Consider the following 16666-nt stretch of genomic DNA (forward strand, 5'->3'; position numbering starts at 1 on the left):
ATGCAGTCAGGGGAAGCAGGGGACGCCGGGCGCTATCACCGGATCAAACAGATCGTCATGCAGGCGCTGGAGCTGCAGGGCGCCGCCCGCGAGGCGCTGATCGTGCGCGAGGTGGCGGCCGATGCGGCGATGGCCGAGGAGGTGCGGGCCCTGCTCGCAGGCATGGAGGCCGACCAGACGCTGATGGTGTCATGGCGCTCGCCGGAGCTGTTCGCGCCCGACGTCGGGCAGGACCTGAGTGGCCAGGAGGCCTCGGCCGACGCCGCCCGCGAGTACCGCCTGCTGCAGCGTCTGGGCGCTGGCGGCATGGGGGTGGTCTATCTGGCCGAACGCAGCCACGGCGGCTTCGTGCAGAAGGTCGCGCTGAAGCTGCTCAATCCGGTGGCCGAGGCTTCGCCGGAACTGCGCGAGCGCTTCGCCCGCGAGCGCGAACTGCTGGCGCGGCTGGACCATCCGGGCATCGCGCGGCTGCTCGACGGCGGCATCTTCGCCGACGGTCGCCCGTTCCTGGCGATGGAATATGTCGAAGGCGAGCGCGTGGACGTGCATGCGGCGCGCCTGCCGCTGGATGAACGCATCGCGCTGTTCGTCGGAATCTGCGAGGCGGTGGCCGAGGCACACCGCTGCCTGGTCATCCACCGTGACCTCAAGCCGGCCAACATCCTGGTTGACGCGCGCGGCCAGGCGCGGTTGCTGGACTTCGGCATCGCCCGCCTGATCGACGAGGACAGTGCAGTGGCCGGCGACACGCGCACCGGCCAGCACGCCCTGACCCTGGCCTATGCCAGCCCCGAACAGCTCGCCTGCAAGCCGCTGACCACGGCCACCGACGTCTATTCGCTGGGCGCGGTGCTGTACCAGATGGTCTGCGGGGAGCTGCCGTTCGCCGACATCGACAACCCGGCCGGCCTGTACAACGCCATCGCCAATACCGATGTCCCCCCGCCCAGCCGGCGGTTGCGGCGCGACGGCGAGCCGCGGGGACACGCGCGCGCGGTGCCGGCCGACATCGACGCGATCGTGCTCAAGGCACTGCGCAAGGAGCCGGACCAGCGCTACGCCTCGGTCGCCGCACTGGCCGAGGACCTGCGCGGCTATCTGGCCCATCGCCCGGTCAGTGCGCGGGCCGGCGAACGGGGCTATCGCACGCGCCGTTTCCTGCGTCGCAACGCCTGGCCGCTGGCGGCCGCCGCGCTGGTGCTGCTGTCGGTGCTGGGCGGCCTGCTGGCCTCGGTGCTGGCGCTGCGCGAGGCACGCGAACAGCAGGCGCTGGCTGAAAAGCGCGGGCACAACCTGCAGCGGCTCATCGACTTCCAGCAGGCGATGCTGGAAAGCGTGGACATCGACGCGATGGGCCATGCCATGACCGGCACCCAGCAGCGCAAGGTGCTGGAAGTGCTGGAGCGGCAGGCGCCGGGGCAACCGCTGGACGTGCGCCTGCGCCAGGCGTTCGCCCAGGTCGGCGCGCCCGACATCGCCCGCGATGCGCTCGACCAGCAGATCGTCACGCACGCGCTGTCGCGGCTGGATGCCGATTTCGCCGATGCCCCCTTGCTGGCGGCCAACATGCGGCAATCACTGGCACGGGTGTTGATCGCCATCGGCCAGTACCCGCACGCGGCCGATGAACTGCGCAAGGTGCTGCGGATGCGCGAAGCCATGCTGCCGGCCACCGATGCGCGTGTGGTGTCGGCGCGGATCGATCTGGGGCAGGTGCTGTCGCTGCAGGGTGAGCTGGAGTCGGCGGCGGATGCCTATGGCCAGGCGCTGACGGCGATGCGTGCATGGCCGGCGCTGGACCCGCAGCGCCGCGCTGCCGAGGCCGGCGCGGCGGCGCTGCAGGCGGCGCGTGGCGAACTGCAGGCGGCACTGGCCCGTCAGTCCGCGCTGCGCAAGGCGTGGATGGCGGCCCTGCCCGCCGACGACGAAGCCCTGCTGCTGCTGCGCGGGGAGTACGCGCGCACGCTGGACAAGCTTGGACGGCGCGACGAAGGCAGTGCCGAGATGGATGCGCTGCTGCCGCTGTACCGCGCCCGCTTCGGCCCGGAGTCCAACCGTACGCTGGCGGCCATGGACACGCTGGCCGAGCTGGCGTTCGCCCACAACGACTACGAGCATTCCGCCGCACTGGCACGGCAGGTGGCCGAGGTGCGGGAACGCCGGCTCGGCGCGGAACATCCGGACACGCTCAAGGCCTGGGGCATCGCCGCCGGCAGCCTGGTGCGGCTGGCGGATTCGCCGGAAACCTTCGCCGGGGCCGAAGCCTTGCTCGACCAGCTGCTGCAGGCACAGGGACGGATTCTCGGCATCGAACACCCGGCCACGCGCCAGTTCATCGTGGCCAAGGTCCGCCTGCTGTCCAAGCAGGAGCGCACGCTTGAGGCAATCGCGCTGCAGCGCCAGCTTCTGGCCGATTGCCAGCGGCTGCTGGGGCCGGAGCACAGTGAAACCCTGTTCGCGCAGGGCAGCCTGGCCAGCCTGTTGAGCTACCTGCCAGACCGCCAGGGCGAGGCGCGGCGGCTGGCACAGACGCTGCTGGCGCCGATGGGCCGGCAGCTGGGGGCGGAACACCCGTTCGTCACCGCCACCTACGACCTGATCGGGCGCATCGAGCGCAATACCGGCAACTGGGAAGCCTCGCGCGATGCGCATGCGCAGGCGCTGGAGATCCGGGCGCGTACCCGCGGCATGGTCGATGGCAACACCATCGAAAGTGCGAACCGGCTTTATGTCGCACTGCTCAACCTGCACGACGAGGCGGGCATGCGCGACCTCCGCGCCCGCTTCCTCGACCCGCTGATCGCCAGCGACCCGGCCACCCTCAATGCCAGCCTGCGCAGCGTGCGCGAAGCCACCCTGCAGGCGCTGGAGGGGCGCTGGGACTAGTCGGCGTCCGCCTGCGGGATAAAGGGCGGCTTGTTCTTGAGCAGCTGCAGATGGCGCTGCTCCATCTCCTGTCGCAGCTGGCGGCGGATCTGCGCGGCGGCAAAGCGGCGTTTCTCGTCGCTGGTTTGCGGCTGCAACGGCGGCACCGGTGTCGGCTTGCCGTCGTCATCGACCGCGACCATGGTGAAGAAGCAGCTGTTGGCATGGCGCACGCTGGCCTTGCGGATGTCCTCGGCCACGACCTTGATGCCGATCTCCATCGACGAGGTGCCGGTGTAGTTCACCGAAGCCAGGAAGGTCACCAGTTCGCCCACCGCGATCGGCTGGCGGAACATCACCTGGTCCACCGACAGGGTGACCACATAGTTGCCGGCGTAGCGGCTGGCGCAGGCATAGGCGACCTGGTCGAGCAGGCGCAGCACCGCGCCGCCGTGCACCTTGCCGGAGAAATTGGCCATCTCCGGGGTCATCAGCACGCTCATCGACAACTGGTGGGGTGTGGGTTCGGATATGGTTCTCGGGGTCATCGGGGGCGCCCGACTTTACCGCAGGGGCAGGGGGCAGCCGGAAAGATCTGGTGGGGAGATTGTCCCGTTCCGCAGCCGTGGCCCGGGCGATCCCGCAGCGGCGGGCATTCGAGTGGTAAGGCACCAGCAGGGCGCCGCGCCACGTGGCGGCGGTAGCTCCCAAAGCGAAAGGGCCGCTTGCGCGACCCTTCCGTGTTTCCTGCGGAGTTGCCCTTACTTGAGCTTGGCCGCCTTGCGCAGCGCCTCGGCGCGGTCGGTCTTCTCCCAGGAGAAGGCGGTCGCGGTCTGGGTCTTGCCGTCGCCATCGACGTAGGAGAACTCCTTCGGCTTGCGGCCGAAGTGGCCGTAGGCGGCGGTCTGCTGGTACATCGGGTGGATCAGGTCGAGCATCTTGATGATGCCGTACGGGCGCAGGTCGAAGTGCGCGCGGATCAGCTTCTCGATCTGCGCGTCGGCGATCTTGCCGGTGCCGAAGGTGGTGACCGAGATCGAGGTCGGCTCGGCCACGCCGATGGCGTAGGAGACCTGCACTTCGCACTTGTCGGCCAGGCCGGCGGCCACGACGTTCTTGGCGACGTAACGGGCGGCGTAGGCGGCCGAACGGTCAACCTTGGACGGATCCTTGCCCGAGAACGCGCCACCACCGTGACGGGCCATGCCGCCGTAGGTGTCGACGATGATCTTGCGGCCGGTCAGGCCGCAGTCGCCCACCGGGCCGCCGATCACGAAGATGCCGGTCGGGTTGATGTGGATCTTGTTCTTCGGCAGCGAATCCAGCCATGCCTTGGGCAGCACCGGCTTGAGGATGTGCTCGCGCACGGCTTCGATCAGGTCCTTCTGCTTGATGCCCGGGTCGTGCTGGGTGGACAGCACCACCGCGTCCAGGCCTTCGATCTTGCCGTTGTCGCCGTAGCGCAGGGTGACCTGGCTCTTGGCGTCCGGGCGCAGCCACGGCAGCGGCGAGTTCTTCTTCTTGCGGACCTTGGCCTGCTGCTCGACCAGGCGGTGCGAGTAGTAGATCGGTGCCGGCATGAACTCCGGGGCTTCGTTGCAGGCATAGCCGAACATCAGGCCCTGGTCGCCCGCACCCTGTTCTTCCGGCTTCTTGGCCTTCTTGTCGGTGCCGTCGACACCGGCGGCGATGTCCGGCGACTGCTTGCCGAGCATGTTGATGATCGCGCAGGTGTGGCCGTCGAAGCCGACGTCGGAATTGTTGTAGCCGATGTCGTTGATGACCTTGCGGGTCAGCTCCTCGATGTCGACCCAGGCCGAGGTGGTGACTTCGCCGGCGACGATGGCCGCACCGGTCTTGACCATGGTTTCGCAGGCCACGCGGGCGCGCTTGTCCTGGGTCAGGATCGCGTCCAGCACCGCATCGGAGATCTGGTCGGCAATCTTGTCCGGATGGCCTTCAGAGACCGACTCGGAGGTGAACAGGTAGCTGGACATCGAGGCAATATCCTTTGATTCGGATGGAGAGATGGGCGCGCATGATACACCTCATGCCCGCGGCGTGCATTGTGCGTTGAGCCATGTTGGCGGTGGTTAAGAAAATCATCACGGATGCCGGCCGGCGAGCGGCCAACTGCTAGCATCGGCGCATGGATTCACTCAGCCAGATTGTTCTGGGCGGCGCGGTTGCCGCCGCCATCGCCCCTGCTGCCCACCGTCGCGCCGCGCTGCTGACCGGTGCCGTATTGGGCACTTTGCCCGATCTGGATGGTCTGCTGATCGCCGCCTTCACCCGCGATCCGGTCAGCCTGATGACCATCCATCGCAGCTTCAGCCACTCGCTGCTGGTGCTGCCTGTGCTGGGCACGCTGATCTGGTGGCTGTACCGCCGCTTCGGCCATGGCCGCGTGGCCGCAGCCCCGGTGCGCTGGTGGTGGGCGATCGTGCTGGCGCTGGTCACCCATCCGCTGCTGGATGCGTTCACTGTCTACGGCACCCAGCTGTGGTGGCCGCTGATGCCGCCGCCGGCGATGTGGTCGAGCGTGTTCATCATCGATCCGCTGTACACCGTGTGGTTGCTGCTGGCCTGCGTGATCGCCTGGTTTGCGCGGGCACGGCCGCTGGCGCAGCGGGCGCTGGTCGCCGGACTGGTGCTCAGCTGCGGCTATCTGGGCTGGTCGCTGCAGGCCAAGGCGCAGGTGGACCGTGCCGCCGACCAGGCGCTGGCAGCGATGGGGCTGGCCGATGCGCCGCGGTTCTCGGTGCCGATGCCGTTCAACACACTGCTATGGCGGGTGGTGGCGATGACGCCCAGTGGCTACGTGGTCGGCGACCGTTCGCTGTGGGCCGATCGCGGGCCGATGCACTTCACCGGTTATTCCTCCAACGTGCAGGCCCTGCGCCAGGCCACTGACATTGCGGCGGTGCAGCGGTTGCAGTGGTTCAACCGTGGCTTCATGCGTGCGCAGGTGCGCGATGGCGAACTGGTGCTCAGTGACCTGCGCATGGGGTTGGAGCCGGATTACAACTTCAATTTCGCCGTGGCCCGGAGCGAGGACGGGCGCTGGCAGGCAATGGCGCCCGAGCAGGTGCGGCCGGCCTATCGCGGGCAGGGCGGGCGCGAGCTGCTGAAGCAGCGTCTGGCCGGCATGTGGCAGCGGATCTGGACCGCGCCGGAGGACGTCCAGGCGGACGCGCATGGGGTGAATGCGCGGCAGGGGTAGGCGACGGTACATTCGTTTCAAATCCGAAACAATTTATGTCTTCTGTGCGGATTGTTTCGAATTTGCTGGCAAATAAAATGGCGACCATCAAGCAGGGCCCGGCGATGGTGCCGGTCCGCGACTCCAAGGTATCGACCATGAACAGCCAAGCCATTGCCCTCTACAAGAAGCGCCGCTCGCAGTACGCCCTCGGCAAGACCTTGCCGATCACGCAGAACGATGCCGCCAGCCTGATCAAGCACGCCGTGCGCGAAGCGCCGTCGGCGTTCAATGCGCAGTCGGCACGTGCGGTGATCCTGTTCGGTGCCGAGAGCCAGAAGTTCTGGGACCTGACCAGGGACGAGCTGCGCAAGATCGTGCCGGCCGAGGCCTTTGCCGGGACTGAAAAGAAGATCGACAGCTTCGCCGCAGGTGCCGGCACCGTGCTGTTCTTCGTCGACAGCGATGTGGTCAAGGGCCTGCAGGAGCAGTTCCCGCTGTATGCCGAGAATTTCCCGATCTGGGGCGAGCAGTCCAACGGCATGGCCCAGTTCGCGGTGTGGACCGCGCTGGCCGATGCCGGCGTCGGTGCCAGCCTGCAGCACTACAACCCGCTGGTGAACGAGGCCGTGCGCGAGCACTGGGGCATTCCGGCCAGCTGGACCCTGCGTGCGCAGATGCCGTTCGGCTCCAATGAAGGCCAGTTCGGCGAAAAGAGCTATATCGAAGACGAAGCCCGCTTCAAGGTGTTCGGCTGATCTCCGCCAACGCGATTCTCTCCCCCGCGCGTTGATGCAGGCCGGATGGGTCCGCCAGTTCTGCTGGCGGGCCTCTTTCATGGCGCACGGCGAGGCGTCACCTATATGGTGGCGTTGCGATGCAAACGGCTGTCTGCCGCTTCAGGCGCGAACGGCTGGTGTGTGGACGCTGCCGGACTGGGGCAGGTTCAGGCCGTCGGTGACAGCAGCGGCGCTTCGCCGGCGATCAGTGCAGCGAAGTAGTCGGCGGTCAGCCGCAGTTGCTCATCCGGCGTCTCGGCACGGTTGACCACCGCGCGGAAGGCCGCGTTCTCGGGACGGTCCTTTGCGTACCAGCCCAGGTGCTTGCGGGCGATGCGCACGCCCTGCGGCTCGCCGTAGAAGGCGTGCAGGTCGTGGAGGTGGCCCAGCAGGATGTCGCGCACCTCGGCCAGCGTCGGCGGCGGCAGTTCTTCGCCGGTGGCCAGGTAGTGGGCGATCTCGCGGAAGATCCACGGCCGGCCCTGCGCGGCGCGGCCGACCATCACCGCGTCGCAACCGGTGTGGCGAAGCACCTGTTCGGCCTTCTGCGGCGAGTCGATGTCGCCGTTGGCCAGCACCGGGATGCTCAGCATCGCCTTGATCGCGGCGATGGTGTCGTACTCGGCGGTGCCGGTGTAGTGCTGGTCGCGGGTGCGGCCGTGGATGGCCAGGGCGGCGATGCCCGACTGTTCGGCAATGCGGGCAATGCTCGGCGCGTTGCGCACGTCCGCGCACCAGCCGGTGCGGATCTTCAGCGTCACCGGCACCTCGACCGCGCCGACCACCGCCTCGAGGATGCGCGCCACCAGTTGCTCATCGCGCATCAGCGCCGAGCCGGCCCAGGCGTTGCAGACCTTCTTGGCCGGGCAGCCCATGTTGATATCGATGATCTGCGCGCCGTGGTCGACGTTGTAGCGCGCCGCCTCGGCCAGCTGCTGCGGCTCGGTACCGGCGATCTGCACGCTGATCGGGGCCGGTTCGCCGATATGGTCCATGCGGTGGAGGGACTTGCGGGTGTTCCAGAAGCGCGGATCGGAGATGGTCATTTCCGAGGCGGCCAGCCCCGCGCCCAGCCGCTTGCACAGCTGCCGGAACGGCTTGTCGGTGACGCCGGCCATGGGCGCGAGCACCACGTTGGGCGCGATGGTGTAGGGGCCAATCTGCATGGACGCTATTGTAAGGGCTGGGCCGGCAGGCGCTGGTGGACAGCACAACGGCCCGTTGCCGGGCCGTCGCGGAGCAGCATCGAGGCCGGTTAGGCCTGCGCCGGGGTCAACCGCGGCATCGCCAGCGCGGCGCCTTCGCTCTCGGTGGAACGGGCGGCGTACTGGTTGGCAAAGCGCACATGGGTGGCGAACGGCGCCTGTGGCGCCTGTGCCAGCGATGAGGCCAAGGCGCCATTGAAGGCGTCACCGGCGCCGGTGGTATCCACCACCTGCACCGGTTCGGCGGCAACCCGGTAATACGGCTGGGTGTCACCGCGCAGGGTGTCCTCATCGTGCGAGACGAACACGCCGACCGCGCCCAGCGTCACCACCACCGTGTTGCCCGACAGCAGCCGGCACAGCGCGTGCAGGCGCGCGCCGTCCAGCGCGGCAACATCGTCCGCTTCCACGCGTTCGCCGACATGGCGGCCGAGCAGGGCGGCGAATTCGGTTTCGTTCGGCGTCATCACATCGGCCAGCTTGAGCAGGCCGATGCTCGACGGTGCATTGGCCGGTGCCGGGTTGAGCACGGTCATCACCCCGGCCTCGCGGGCGATGCCCAGCACCGCCTCGACCGACTCGGCCGGCGATTCCAGCTGTGCCAGCACCACCTTGGCGCTGCCGAGCAGGGCACGGTTGGCCTCGATGAACGCCGGGCTCAGCGATGCGTTGGCGCCGGCACCGATGACGATGGAATTGCGGCCACGGTTGTCGACATAGATGCCGGCGGTGCCGGTGGGTTCGTCACTGGATTCCGGCACCAGCGCCAGCCCGTCGGCCGCCGCCAGCTGGCGTGCCAGCGCGCCGCCGGCGTCATCGCCCAGCGCGCAGACGAAGGTGGTCGCCGCGCCGGAGCGGCAGGCGGCGACGGCCTGGTTGAAACCCTTGCCGCCGGGGCCGGTGCTGTAGCGGCCGGCAATGGTCGCGCCCGGCGCGGGCAGGGCATCGCAGCGCCAGACGTGGTCGACATTGAAGGAACCGGCAACGACAACAGAACTCATGGAATCCACTTCTCAAAGGTGGCCGCACGGGCGGCCGGATAGGCGATACGGCGGGGCTCAGCCGAAATGGGTCAGCACACCGGCAATCGTAGCGGTCATCAGGGTGGCGATGGTGCCGCCCAGCACCGCGCGCAGGCCGAACTTGGCCAGATCGTGGCGGCGCTCCGGTGCCAGCCCGCCGATGCCGCCGATCTGGATGGCGATCGAGCTGAAGTTGGCGAAGCCGCACAGCGCGTAGGTCGCGATCAGGCGGCCTTCCTCGCTCAGCGCGACGCCGGCGACGTTGCCCTTGATGATCTCCGACAGATCCATGTAGGCGACGAACTCGTTGATGACGACCTTCTGTCCGATCAGCGAGCCGACCGTGGTCGCATCGGCCCACGGCGTGCCGATCACCCACGCGATCGGCGCCAGCACGTAACCGAAGACGGTGGCCAGGCTGGTCGGCTTGCCGATCGCCTCGGCCAGGCCGCTGACCTCGCCCAGCCAGGTCAGCGGGGCGTTGACCATCGCGATCAGGGCGATGAAGGCGAGCAGCATCGCACCGATGTTCAGCGCCAGCTTCAGGCCGTCGCCGGCACCGGCAGCAGCGGCGTCGATGATGTTGGAGGCGGTCTTTTCCACTTCCATCTTCACCGTGCCGCGGGTCAGCGGCATGCCGGTTTCCGGTACCAGCAGCTTGGCGATCACCAGCGTGGCCGGCGCGGCCATGATCGAGGCGGCCAGCAGGTGCTTGGCGTAGAACGCCTGGGCCGCCGGATCGCCACCGCCGAGCATGCCGACATAGGCGGCCAGCACGCCGCCGGCGATATGCGCCATGCCGCCGATCATCATCGTGAGCAGTTCGGACTGGGTCATCCTGGCGATGTACGGGCGCACCGTCAGCGGTGCCTCGGTCTGGCCGATGAACACGCTGGCGCAGACGCTGGTGGTTTCCGCGCCGGACACGCGCATCACCTTGGTGATGGCCGCGGCCATCACCCGCACGATCGCCTGCATCACGCCCAGGTGGTACATCACGCCCATCAGCGCCGAGAAGAAGATGATGGTGGGCAGCACCTGGAAGGCGAAGATGAAGCCGTAGGTGGACACATCCATCAGGCTGCCGAAAATGAAGTTGGAACCTTCATTGACGAAGTTCAGGATCTTGACGAAGCCTTTGCCGAGCCAGTCGAACACGTCACGGCCGCCCGGCACCAGCAGCACCAGCGCGGCAAAGCCGATCTGCAGGACGATGCCGGTAGCGACCAGCTTCCAGTCCACCGCCTTCTTGTTGTTGGAGAACAGCCAGGTGATGCCCAGAAGCACCGCCAGCCCGAACAGGCCGAAGCCGACCCTGCCCAAACCTTCGACCATGAGTAATCCCCGGGCGTGCCCGCAAAAGACGCAAGCCTAGAGCAGCGGCTTATGCCCGGCAAGAATAATCGGGGCATATGCCCGCAATTGCCGGCATTGCGCCGTTATCGGCAATGTCCACGGTCTTTTCCGCAACCGGCGGCGGGCTACACTGGCGTCCACTCGCGCAAACCCGCGCCGGAATTTGGAGCTTCCCATGCAATACCGTCGTCTCGGCACCTCCGGGCTGCAGCTTTCGGCGCTGTCCTTCGGCGCCTGGGTCACCTTCGGCAACCAGATCGGCCGCAGCGAGGCCCGCAACCTGATCGCCGCGGCATGGGACAACGGGGTCAATTTCTTCGACAACGCCGAGGTCTATGCCCAGGGCCGTGCCGAAGAGGTGATGGGCGATGTGATCGGCGACCTGCGCCTGCCGCGTGACGGCTACTGTGTCTCCAGCAAGGTGTTCTTCGGTGCGGTGGATGCGCCCAACCCGTTGCAGCGCGGGCTCTCGCGCAAGCACGTCCATGACGCTTGCCATGCCGCGCTCAAGCGTCTGCGGGTGGACTATCTGGACCTGTACTACTGCCATCGTCCGGATCTGGACACGCCGGTCGGCGAGACCGTGCAGGCGATGGACACGCTGATCCGCCAGGGCAAGGTGCTGTACTGGGGCACGTCGGAGTGGTCCGGCGCGCAGATCACCGAGGCGGTCGCCTTCGCCCGCGCCAACCACCTGCACGCGCCGAGCATGGAGCAGCCGCAGTACAACCTGCTGCACCGCACGAGGGTGGAGCAGGAGTACGCGCCGCTGTATGCCGATGCCGGGCTGGGCACGACGATCTGGTCACCGCTGGCCTCGGGCCTGCTGACCGGCAAGTACAACGACGGCATCAGTGCCGACAGCCGTCTGGCGACCTCGTCGCTGGAATGGTTGCAGGCCGCGGTGCTGGGTGATCCGGCCGAAGACCGGCTGGGCAAGGTGCGGCGCTTCACCGCGCTGGCGGCCGAGCTGGGTGAATCGCCGGCGCAGCTGGCCATCGCCTGGTGCCTGCGCAATCCCAACGTCTCCAGCGTGATCCTCGGCGCCAGCCGGGTCAGCCAGTTGCAGGAGAACCTGCGCGCGCTGGAGCTGCTTGCACGGGTGGACGAGGCGGCCTGGAAGCAGGTCGAAGCGGCGTTCGCCTGAGGCCGGCTGCGGCAGGGGCGCGCCGGATGCGTGCGCCTGCGGCTTGAAGGAAGTGCCGGGGCAGGCTGATGTCGTCCTGCCGAATCCGCTTGCAATGTTATTGAGAATTATTATCATCAACTCCGTCCCCGTACGGAATCACGTTGATGTCCGCCCAACCTGTCCTGCTCCGCTCCCGCACGCTCCATCTGCCACAACGCCCGGTCCAGCTGCTGCCGGTTGAAGGCATCCTCGACAGTGGCGCCCTGCTCAAGGGCCAGCGCGAGATCCTGATCCGGCATGGCGACAAGCTCTATCGCCTGCGCCATACCAGCAACGACAAGCTGATCCTGACCAAGTAATCCGCAGCACCTCTGCCAGCCGGCGCCCGCTTTGGCGCCACGCCCGCCTGAATCGACCCGCTTCCTCCCCGAGGCCGCAGCCATTGGCCGCCTTGCCCGGGCCCGTTCCTTCGATTGATTCCAGGCACCCATGATCCGTCCAACTGTTCTGAGCGCCGCCCTGTGGGCGGTGTTGTCTCCTGTGCACGCCGAAACCGCCGCTTCGGGCGATGTGCACGATTTCGACCGCGTCCAGGTCACCGCCACCCGCACCGAGCGCGCCGTCAGCGATGTCGCCGCCACCGTCGATGTGATCGACCGCGAGCAGCTGGACAACCAGCTGGTGCACGACATCGCCGATCTGGTCCGCTATGAGCCGGGCATCTCCGTGACCCGCAGCGCCACCCGCTTTGGACTGGGCGGTTTCCGCATCCGCGGGCTGGACAGCAACCGCGTGCTGATCCAGACCGACGGCATCGCCATGCCCAAGAGTTTCGACATCGGCAGCTTCGCCAACGCCAACCGCGATTTCACCGATCTGGAAACGCTCAAGCGGGTGGAGATCGTGCGCGGGCCGGCCAGCTCGCTGTACGGCTCCGACGCGTTGGGTGGCGTGGTCGCGTTCGTCACCAGGGACCCGGCCGACTATCTGGATGAAGGCAAAGACAGCCACGTCGGCCTGAAATTCGGCTATGACGGCGACTGGCAGGGCCTGCTGGGCAGTGCGACCACGGCATTCGGTGGCGAGCGCTGGAGCGGCATGGTCAACATCAACCACCGCCAAGGCCAGGAAACGGGCAACCAGGGCGAGGTGCGCAGCCGCGACAACACCCGCACCGCCGCCAATCCGCAGCAGCGCGACGGGCGCAGCGTGCTGTCCAAACTGGTCTATGCCCCCGACCAGCACCAGCGCTTCCGGCTGACGGTGGAAGGCAATGAGGACAGCACCGATACCGAGGTGTATTCGGCGATCGATCGCACCACGACCACCGGCATGACCGCGCACGACACGCAAACCCGCGCGCGGGTGTCCTTCGCCCATGAGATGGATGCGCTCGACAGCGCGTTCGCCGACAGTCTGAGTTGGCAGCTGTACCGTCAGGACAGCGAGACCACGCAGCTCACCGACGAGCAGCGCGCCAATGGCAGCCGCCGCCATCGCGAGTTCAATTTCGACCAGCGGGTGTACGGGGTGCAGGCGCAGTTCAACAAGGCGCTGCTCAGCGGCACGGTCGAACACGCGCTGACCTGGGGGTTTGACGGTGCATGGACCGAGATCCGCCAGAAGCGTGATGGCTTCCAGGTGCTGGCCAACGGCACGGTCAGCAGCACGATCCTGCCGGACGTGTTCCCGGTGCGTGACTTCCCGGTCAGCAGGACCACCGAGCTGGGCCTGTATGCGCAGGATGAGATGCGGCTGGCCGAGGGCCGGCTGTCGCTGGTGCCGGGCATCCGCGTGGACCACTACCGGCTCAGCCCGGAGATGGATGCGATCTTCGCCGCGGACAACCCGGGCATGCCGGTGGCCTCGCTGAGCAAGACCAGTGTGTCGCCGAAGTTCGGTGCGGTGTGGCGTTTTGACGAGCAGTGGTCGCTGTTTGCCGGCTACTCGCACGGTTTCCGCTCGCCGCCGTACAACGACGTCAATCTGGGTTTCACCAACGTGATGTTCGGCTACACCGCCATCCCCAATCCGGATCTGAAGCCGGAAACCAGCGACGGCGTGGAGCTGGGTCTGCGCTTCATCGCGCCGGTGGCTTATCTGAGCGTGAGCGGCTACTACAACGACTACCGCGACTTCATCGAATCGCAGCGCTACGTCGGCACCAACGCGCAGGGGCTGATGGTGTTCCAGTCGCAGAACATTGCCGATGCGCGGATCTACGGTGCGGAAATGAAGGCCGGAGTGGATTTCGGCGAACTGGCCGAGGCGCTGGAAGGCTGGTCGCTGCGCAGCGCGGTGGCGTGGTCGCGCGGTGACAACCGCACCGGGGACGTGCCGCTGGATTCGATCGATCCGCTGCGCGGCAGCGTCGGGCTGATGTACGACCGGCAGGCGTGGGGCGTGGAACTGGCCGGCAGCTTCGCCAAGCGCAAGGACCGTATCGCCAGTGCCACGGCCTACCGCCCCGGCGGCTATGGCGTGCTGGACCTGATGGCGCACTGGGAATTCGCGCCCGGCGCGAAGGTCACTGCCGGCGTGTTCAACCTGGGCGACCGCAAGTACATCGACTGGTCGGGCATTACCGCCAACCTGGCCGGCAACAGCCCGGTGCTGGACCGCTACACCCATCCCGGCCGCACCGTGTCGGCCAGCCTGGCGGTCTCCTGGTGATTCCAGTGCGTTGATCCCGCCGCGGTACGGCAGTCCCTGCCGGCGGCGGAAACGGATCTCTCCCGGCCACGGATGGCCACTTTCCCTTACCGATACTCCAGAAAGGAAATACCCATGAAATTGCGTTCCGCCAGCGCGTTGCTGCTGTTGGCCGGCAGTGGTGCGGCCAGTGCCCAGGCCGTGGATCCCGCCCGCGACCACGCCAGCATCCTCGCCATGCAGGGCCAGTACACGGTGGACTTCGCCTTCGACGAGACGGTGCTGCTCCAGCCCGGCTACGAACGTGCCGCGGCCATGCGCAGTGGCGGCAACGAGGTGGTGATCGTGGTGGAGGACAGCCCGCACCGCATCGTCCTGCAGCACCTGCTGGTGGACGGTAAAAGCGGCCACGTCACCAAGCACTGGCGGCAGGACTGGATCTATGAGGCGGCCCACCGCTTCGAGTTCAGCGCCGAGCAGACCTGGGCGGTGCGCCCGGTTCCGGCGGCGGTCAGCAAGGGCGCCTGGACCCAGTGCGTGTACGAGGTCAGCGACGCGCCGCGCTACTGCGGCACCGGCACCTGGAGTTACACCAACAACGTGCCGACCTGGACCAGCGACCTGGGCTGGCGGCCGTTGCCGCGCCGCGAATACACCCGCCGCAGCGACTACAACGCGCTGGCGGTGGTCAACCGGCACACGCTCACCCCCAACGGCTGGACCCACGAGCAGTTCAATACCAAGGTGCAGCGCAACGCCGACGGCAGTCAGCTCGAGATCGCCCGCGAGTTCGGTTTCAACGACTACCTCAAGACCACCGAGGTCGACTTCACCCCGGCCTTGGACTACTGGAAGGGCACCGCGCCGTTCTGGGCGCAGGTGCGCCAGCGCTGGGACACGTTCCTGGGCCGGGCACCGGGCGTGCATCTGAAAACCAGGCTCGATGGCATGGCGATGATCATCCCGCTGTTCGAGCAGGCCGAGGCGGTGAAAGGCGGGGCGGCGCTGGACGAGGCGAAGATCGACACGGTGTTCGCCCGGTTCGTCGAACCGGCGGCGATCAGGTAACCCCGAAGGCCCCGCAGCGCGGGGCCTTCCCATATCAGGCGGCGCGGCGGCGCTATTCCTTGAACATCAGCAGCGCCGCGACCACGATCAGCGCGAACGCGGCCCAGTGGTTCCATTTCAGCGGCTGGCCGAGCCAGGTGGCCGAGAACACCGCGAACACCAGCAGCGTGATCACTTCCTGCATGCCCTTGAGCTGCGGTGCCGAGTACACCGCGCTGCCCAGCCGGTTGCCGGGCACCTGCAGGCAGTATTCGAAGAAGGCGATGCCCCAGCTGATGAGGATGACCGTGGTCAGCGGCGCCGACTTGAACTTCAGGTGGCCGTACCAGGCGAAGGTCATGAAGATGTTGCTGGCGATCAGCAGCAGCACCGGATACAGATAGGCGGTGAAGGACGGGGCGGGCATGACCGGGTTCACAGGGGCGGGCAGGCAGCATAGAGCGGTTGCCGGGCCCTTGGGCAACCGGGAAACGGTCGTGTGGAGCGGGTGACGACCGGGCCGGATCTTCACATCGTTTCTACTGCGGCTGGGGCATGTTTCACAAAGCTGAAGAATGAGGAGTCTCCATGCGACAGGCAAAGGAATCGTCCGGCTTGGTGCTGGTCGTCGAAGACAACCGCAATATCTCCGAAATGATCGGTGAATACCTTGAAAGCAAGGGATTCGAGGTGGATTACGCCGCTGACGGTGTGGATGGTTACCGGCTGGCGGCGGAGAATACCTACGACGTGATCGTGCTGGACCTGATGCTGCCGCGGATGGATGGCATCGAGGTCTGCCGCAAGCTGCGCAACGAGGCGCGCAAATCCACGCCGGTGCTGATGCTGACCGCGCGCGACACGCTTGACGACAAGCTCACCGGACTGGGCTTCGGTGCCGATGACTACCTGACCAAGCCCTTCGCGATCCAGGAACTTGAAGCGCGCCTGCGCGCGCTGATCCGCCGCGAGCGCCGCCAGGTCGGTGCCGAGGTGCTGAAGGTGGCCGACCTGGTGCTGGACCCGGTCAGCATGCGCGCGACCCGCGCCGGCAGCGAGCTGCAGCTGTCCCCCATTGGCCTGCGCCTGCTGACCATCCTGATGCGGGAATCTCCGCGGGTGGTCACCCGGCACGAGATCGAACGCGAGATCTGGGGCAATGGCCTGCCGGATTCGGACACGCTGCGCAGCCATCTGTACAACCTGCGCAAGATCATCGACAAGCCATTCGACAATCCATTGCTGCATACCGTGCAAAGTGCCGGCTACCGCATCGCGGATATCGCGCAGCCGATGGGTTGATGGATGAAGGTGTGACAGGGGGGCACATCATCCGTGGAAGCGACAGCCGCCGCGCCGTGCGCGTGGCGGCTGTGGCGTGCATGTGCAGGCATCCGGCGGCGGGTATC

Annotated in this window: 14 protein-coding genes; 8 read left to right on the forward strand and 6 right to left on the reverse strand. The window is 67.2% G+C overall.

Going from position 1 to position 16666, the window contains the following annotated elements; all coding sequences use genetic code 11:
- The gene (locus ACSBPQ_RS02335) at nucleotides 1-2886 is read left to right on the forward strand and encodes a protein kinase domain-containing protein (protein ID WP_442683484.1); all 2886 of its coding nucleotides are present in this window, start codon (nucleotides 1-3) and stop codon (nucleotides 2884-2886) included.
- Here ACSBPQ_RS02335 and ACSBPQ_RS02340 read toward each other — a convergent pair.
- Complete coding sequence (locus ACSBPQ_RS02340; protein WP_442683485.1) at nucleotides 2883-3413, reverse strand: acyl-CoA thioesterase; 531 nt, start codon at nucleotides 3411-3413, stop codon at nucleotides 2883-2885. The genes ACSBPQ_RS02335 and ACSBPQ_RS02340 overlap by 4 nt on opposite strands.
- Nucleotides 3414-3626: 213 nt before the next feature.
- Nucleotides 3627-4862 (reverse strand): methionine adenosyltransferase, encoded by a 1236-nt coding sequence (gene metK / locus ACSBPQ_RS02345; RefSeq protein WP_442683486.1) that lies wholly within the window; start codon nucleotides 4860-4862, stop codon nucleotides 3627-3629.
- A gap of 152 nt (nucleotides 4863-5014) precedes the next feature.
- Between metK and ACSBPQ_RS02350 the strand changes: the two genes are divergently transcribed.
- Nucleotides 5015-6088, forward strand: a complete 1074-nt coding sequence (locus tag ACSBPQ_RS02350) for a metal-dependent hydrolase (RefSeq protein ID WP_442683487.1) — start codon at nucleotides 5015-5017, stop codon at nucleotides 6086-6088.
- Nucleotides 6089-6165: 77 nt separating this feature from the next.
- Nucleotides 6166-6825, forward strand: a complete 660-nt coding sequence (locus ACSBPQ_RS02355; protein WP_442683488.1) for a nitroreductase family protein — start codon at nucleotides 6166-6168, stop codon at nucleotides 6823-6825.
- Nucleotides 6826-7013: 188 nt separating this feature from the next.
- Here the strand turns inward: ACSBPQ_RS02355 and dusB are convergent, their stop codons facing one another.
- From dusB to ACSBPQ_RS02370, 3 genes are all read right to left on the reverse strand, one after another.
- A complete protein-coding gene (gene dusB, locus ACSBPQ_RS02360; RefSeq protein ID WP_442683489.1) occupies nucleotides 7014-8012 on the reverse strand; it encodes a tRNA dihydrouridine synthase DusB in 999 nt (332 codons plus the stop codon).
- Nucleotides 8013-8101: 89 nt separating this feature from the next.
- Nucleotides 8102-9052 carry a ribokinase gene (locus tag ACSBPQ_RS02365; RefSeq protein ID WP_442683490.1) on the reverse strand — a complete coding sequence of 317 codons (951 nt, stop codon included), beginning with the start codon at nucleotides 9050-9052 and terminating at the stop codon, nucleotides 8102-8104.
- 57 nt (nucleotides 9053-9109) lie between these two features.
- Nucleotides 9110-10408 carry a NupC/NupG family nucleoside CNT transporter gene (locus ACSBPQ_RS02370; RefSeq protein WP_442683491.1) on the reverse strand — a complete coding sequence of 433 codons (1299 nt, stop codon included), beginning with the start codon at nucleotides 10406-10408 and terminating at the stop codon, nucleotides 9110-9112.
- A gap of 196 nt (nucleotides 10409-10604) precedes the next feature.
- Between ACSBPQ_RS02370 and ACSBPQ_RS02375 the strand changes: the two genes are divergently transcribed.
- The 4 genes from ACSBPQ_RS02375 to ACSBPQ_RS02390 all read left to right on the forward strand — a co-directional run bounded on the left by ACSBPQ_RS02375 (nucleotide 10605) and on the right by ACSBPQ_RS02390 (nucleotide 15278).
- Complete coding sequence (locus ACSBPQ_RS02375) at nucleotides 10605-11576, forward strand: potassium channel beta subunit family protein (protein WP_442683492.1); 972 nt, start codon at nucleotides 10605-10607, stop codon at nucleotides 11574-11576.
- Nucleotides 11577-11722: 146 nt separating this feature from the next.
- Entirely contained in the window at nucleotides 11723-11917 is a 195-nt protein-coding gene (gene hemP / locus ACSBPQ_RS02380) for a hemin uptake protein HemP (protein WP_442683493.1), read from the forward strand.
- 130 nt (nucleotides 11918-12047) lie between these two features.
- Complete coding sequence (locus ACSBPQ_RS02385) at nucleotides 12048-14231, forward strand: TonB-dependent hemoglobin/transferrin/lactoferrin family receptor (RefSeq protein ID WP_442683494.1); 2184 nt, start codon at nucleotides 12048-12050, stop codon at nucleotides 14229-14231.
- Nucleotides 14232-14345: 114 nt separating this feature from the next.
- A complete protein-coding gene (locus tag ACSBPQ_RS02390; protein ID WP_442683495.1) occupies nucleotides 14346-15278 on the forward strand; it encodes a DUF6607 family protein in 933 nt (310 codons plus the stop codon).
- A 52-nt stretch (nucleotides 15279-15330) separates the two neighbouring features.
- Here the strand turns inward: ACSBPQ_RS02390 and ACSBPQ_RS02395 are convergent, their stop codons facing one another.
- The gene (locus ACSBPQ_RS02395; RefSeq protein WP_442683496.1) at nucleotides 15331-15684 is read right to left on the reverse strand and encodes a DMT family protein; all 354 of its coding nucleotides are present in this window, start codon (nucleotides 15682-15684) and stop codon (nucleotides 15331-15333) included.
- A 161-nt stretch (nucleotides 15685-15845) separates the two neighbouring features.
- Here ACSBPQ_RS02395 and ACSBPQ_RS02400 point away from each other — a divergent pair, with 161 nt between their 5' ends.
- Nucleotides 15846-16559 (forward strand): response regulator transcription factor, encoded by a 714-nt coding sequence (locus ACSBPQ_RS02400; protein ID WP_442683497.1) that lies wholly within the window; start codon nucleotides 15846-15848, stop codon nucleotides 16557-16559.
- Nucleotides 16560-16666: the final 107 nt, after the last annotated feature.

It is taken from the genome of Stenotrophomonas sp. JC08 (genome assembly GCF_052180205.1).
Classification (GTDB): Bacteria; Pseudomonadota; Gammaproteobacteria; order Xanthomonadales; family Xanthomonadaceae; genus Stenotrophomonas.

Bases quoted from the DNA above. Each gene is read 5' to 3' on its own strand.
- ACSBPQ_RS02335 (WP_442683484.1), top strand. From the start codon at position 1: ATGCAGTCAGGGGAAGCAGGGGACGCCGGGCGCTATCACCGGATCAAA.
- ACSBPQ_RS02340 (WP_442683485.1), bottom strand. From the start codon at position 3,413: ATGACCCCGAGAACCATATCCGAACCCACACCCCACCAGTTGTCGATG.
- metK (WP_442683486.1), bottom strand. From the start codon at position 4,862: ATGTCCAGCTACCTGTTCACCTCCGAGTCGGTCTCTGAAGGCCATCCG.
- ACSBPQ_RS02350 (WP_442683487.1), top strand. From the start codon at position 5,015: ATGGATTCACTCAGCCAGATTGTTCTGGGCGGCGCGGTTGCCGCCGCC.
- ACSBPQ_RS02355 (WP_442683488.1), top strand. From the start codon at position 6,166: ATGGCGACCATCAAGCAGGGCCCGGCGATGGTGCCGGTCCGCGACTCC.
- dusB (WP_442683489.1), bottom strand. From the start codon at position 8,012: ATGCAGATTGGCCCCTACACCATCGCGCCCAACGTGGTGCTCGCGCCC.
- ACSBPQ_RS02365 (WP_442683490.1), bottom strand. From the start codon at position 9,052: ATGAGTTCTGTTGTCGTTGCCGGTTCCTTCAATGTCGACCACGTCTGG.
- ACSBPQ_RS02370 (WP_442683491.1), bottom strand. From the start codon at position 10,408: ATGGTCGAAGGTTTGGGCAGGGTCGGCTTCGGCCTGTTCGGGCTGGCG.
- ACSBPQ_RS02375 (WP_442683492.1), top strand. From the start codon at position 10,605: ATGCAATACCGTCGTCTCGGCACCTCCGGGCTGCAGCTTTCGGCGCTG.
- hemP (WP_442683493.1), top strand. From the start codon at position 11,723: ATGTCCGCCCAACCTGTCCTGCTCCGCTCCCGCACGCTCCATCTGCCA.
- ACSBPQ_RS02385 (WP_442683494.1), top strand. From the start codon at position 12,048: ATGATCCGTCCAACTGTTCTGAGCGCCGCCCTGTGGGCGGTGTTGTCT.
- ACSBPQ_RS02390 (WP_442683495.1), top strand. From the start codon at position 14,346: ATGAAATTGCGTTCCGCCAGCGCGTTGCTGCTGTTGGCCGGCAGTGGT.
- ACSBPQ_RS02395 (WP_442683496.1), bottom strand. From the start codon at position 15,684: ATGCCCGCCCCGTCCTTCACCGCCTATCTGTATCCGGTGCTGCTGCTG.
- ACSBPQ_RS02400 (WP_442683497.1), top strand. From the start codon at position 15,846: ATGCGACAGGCAAAGGAATCGTCCGGCTTGGTGCTGGTCGTCGAAGAC.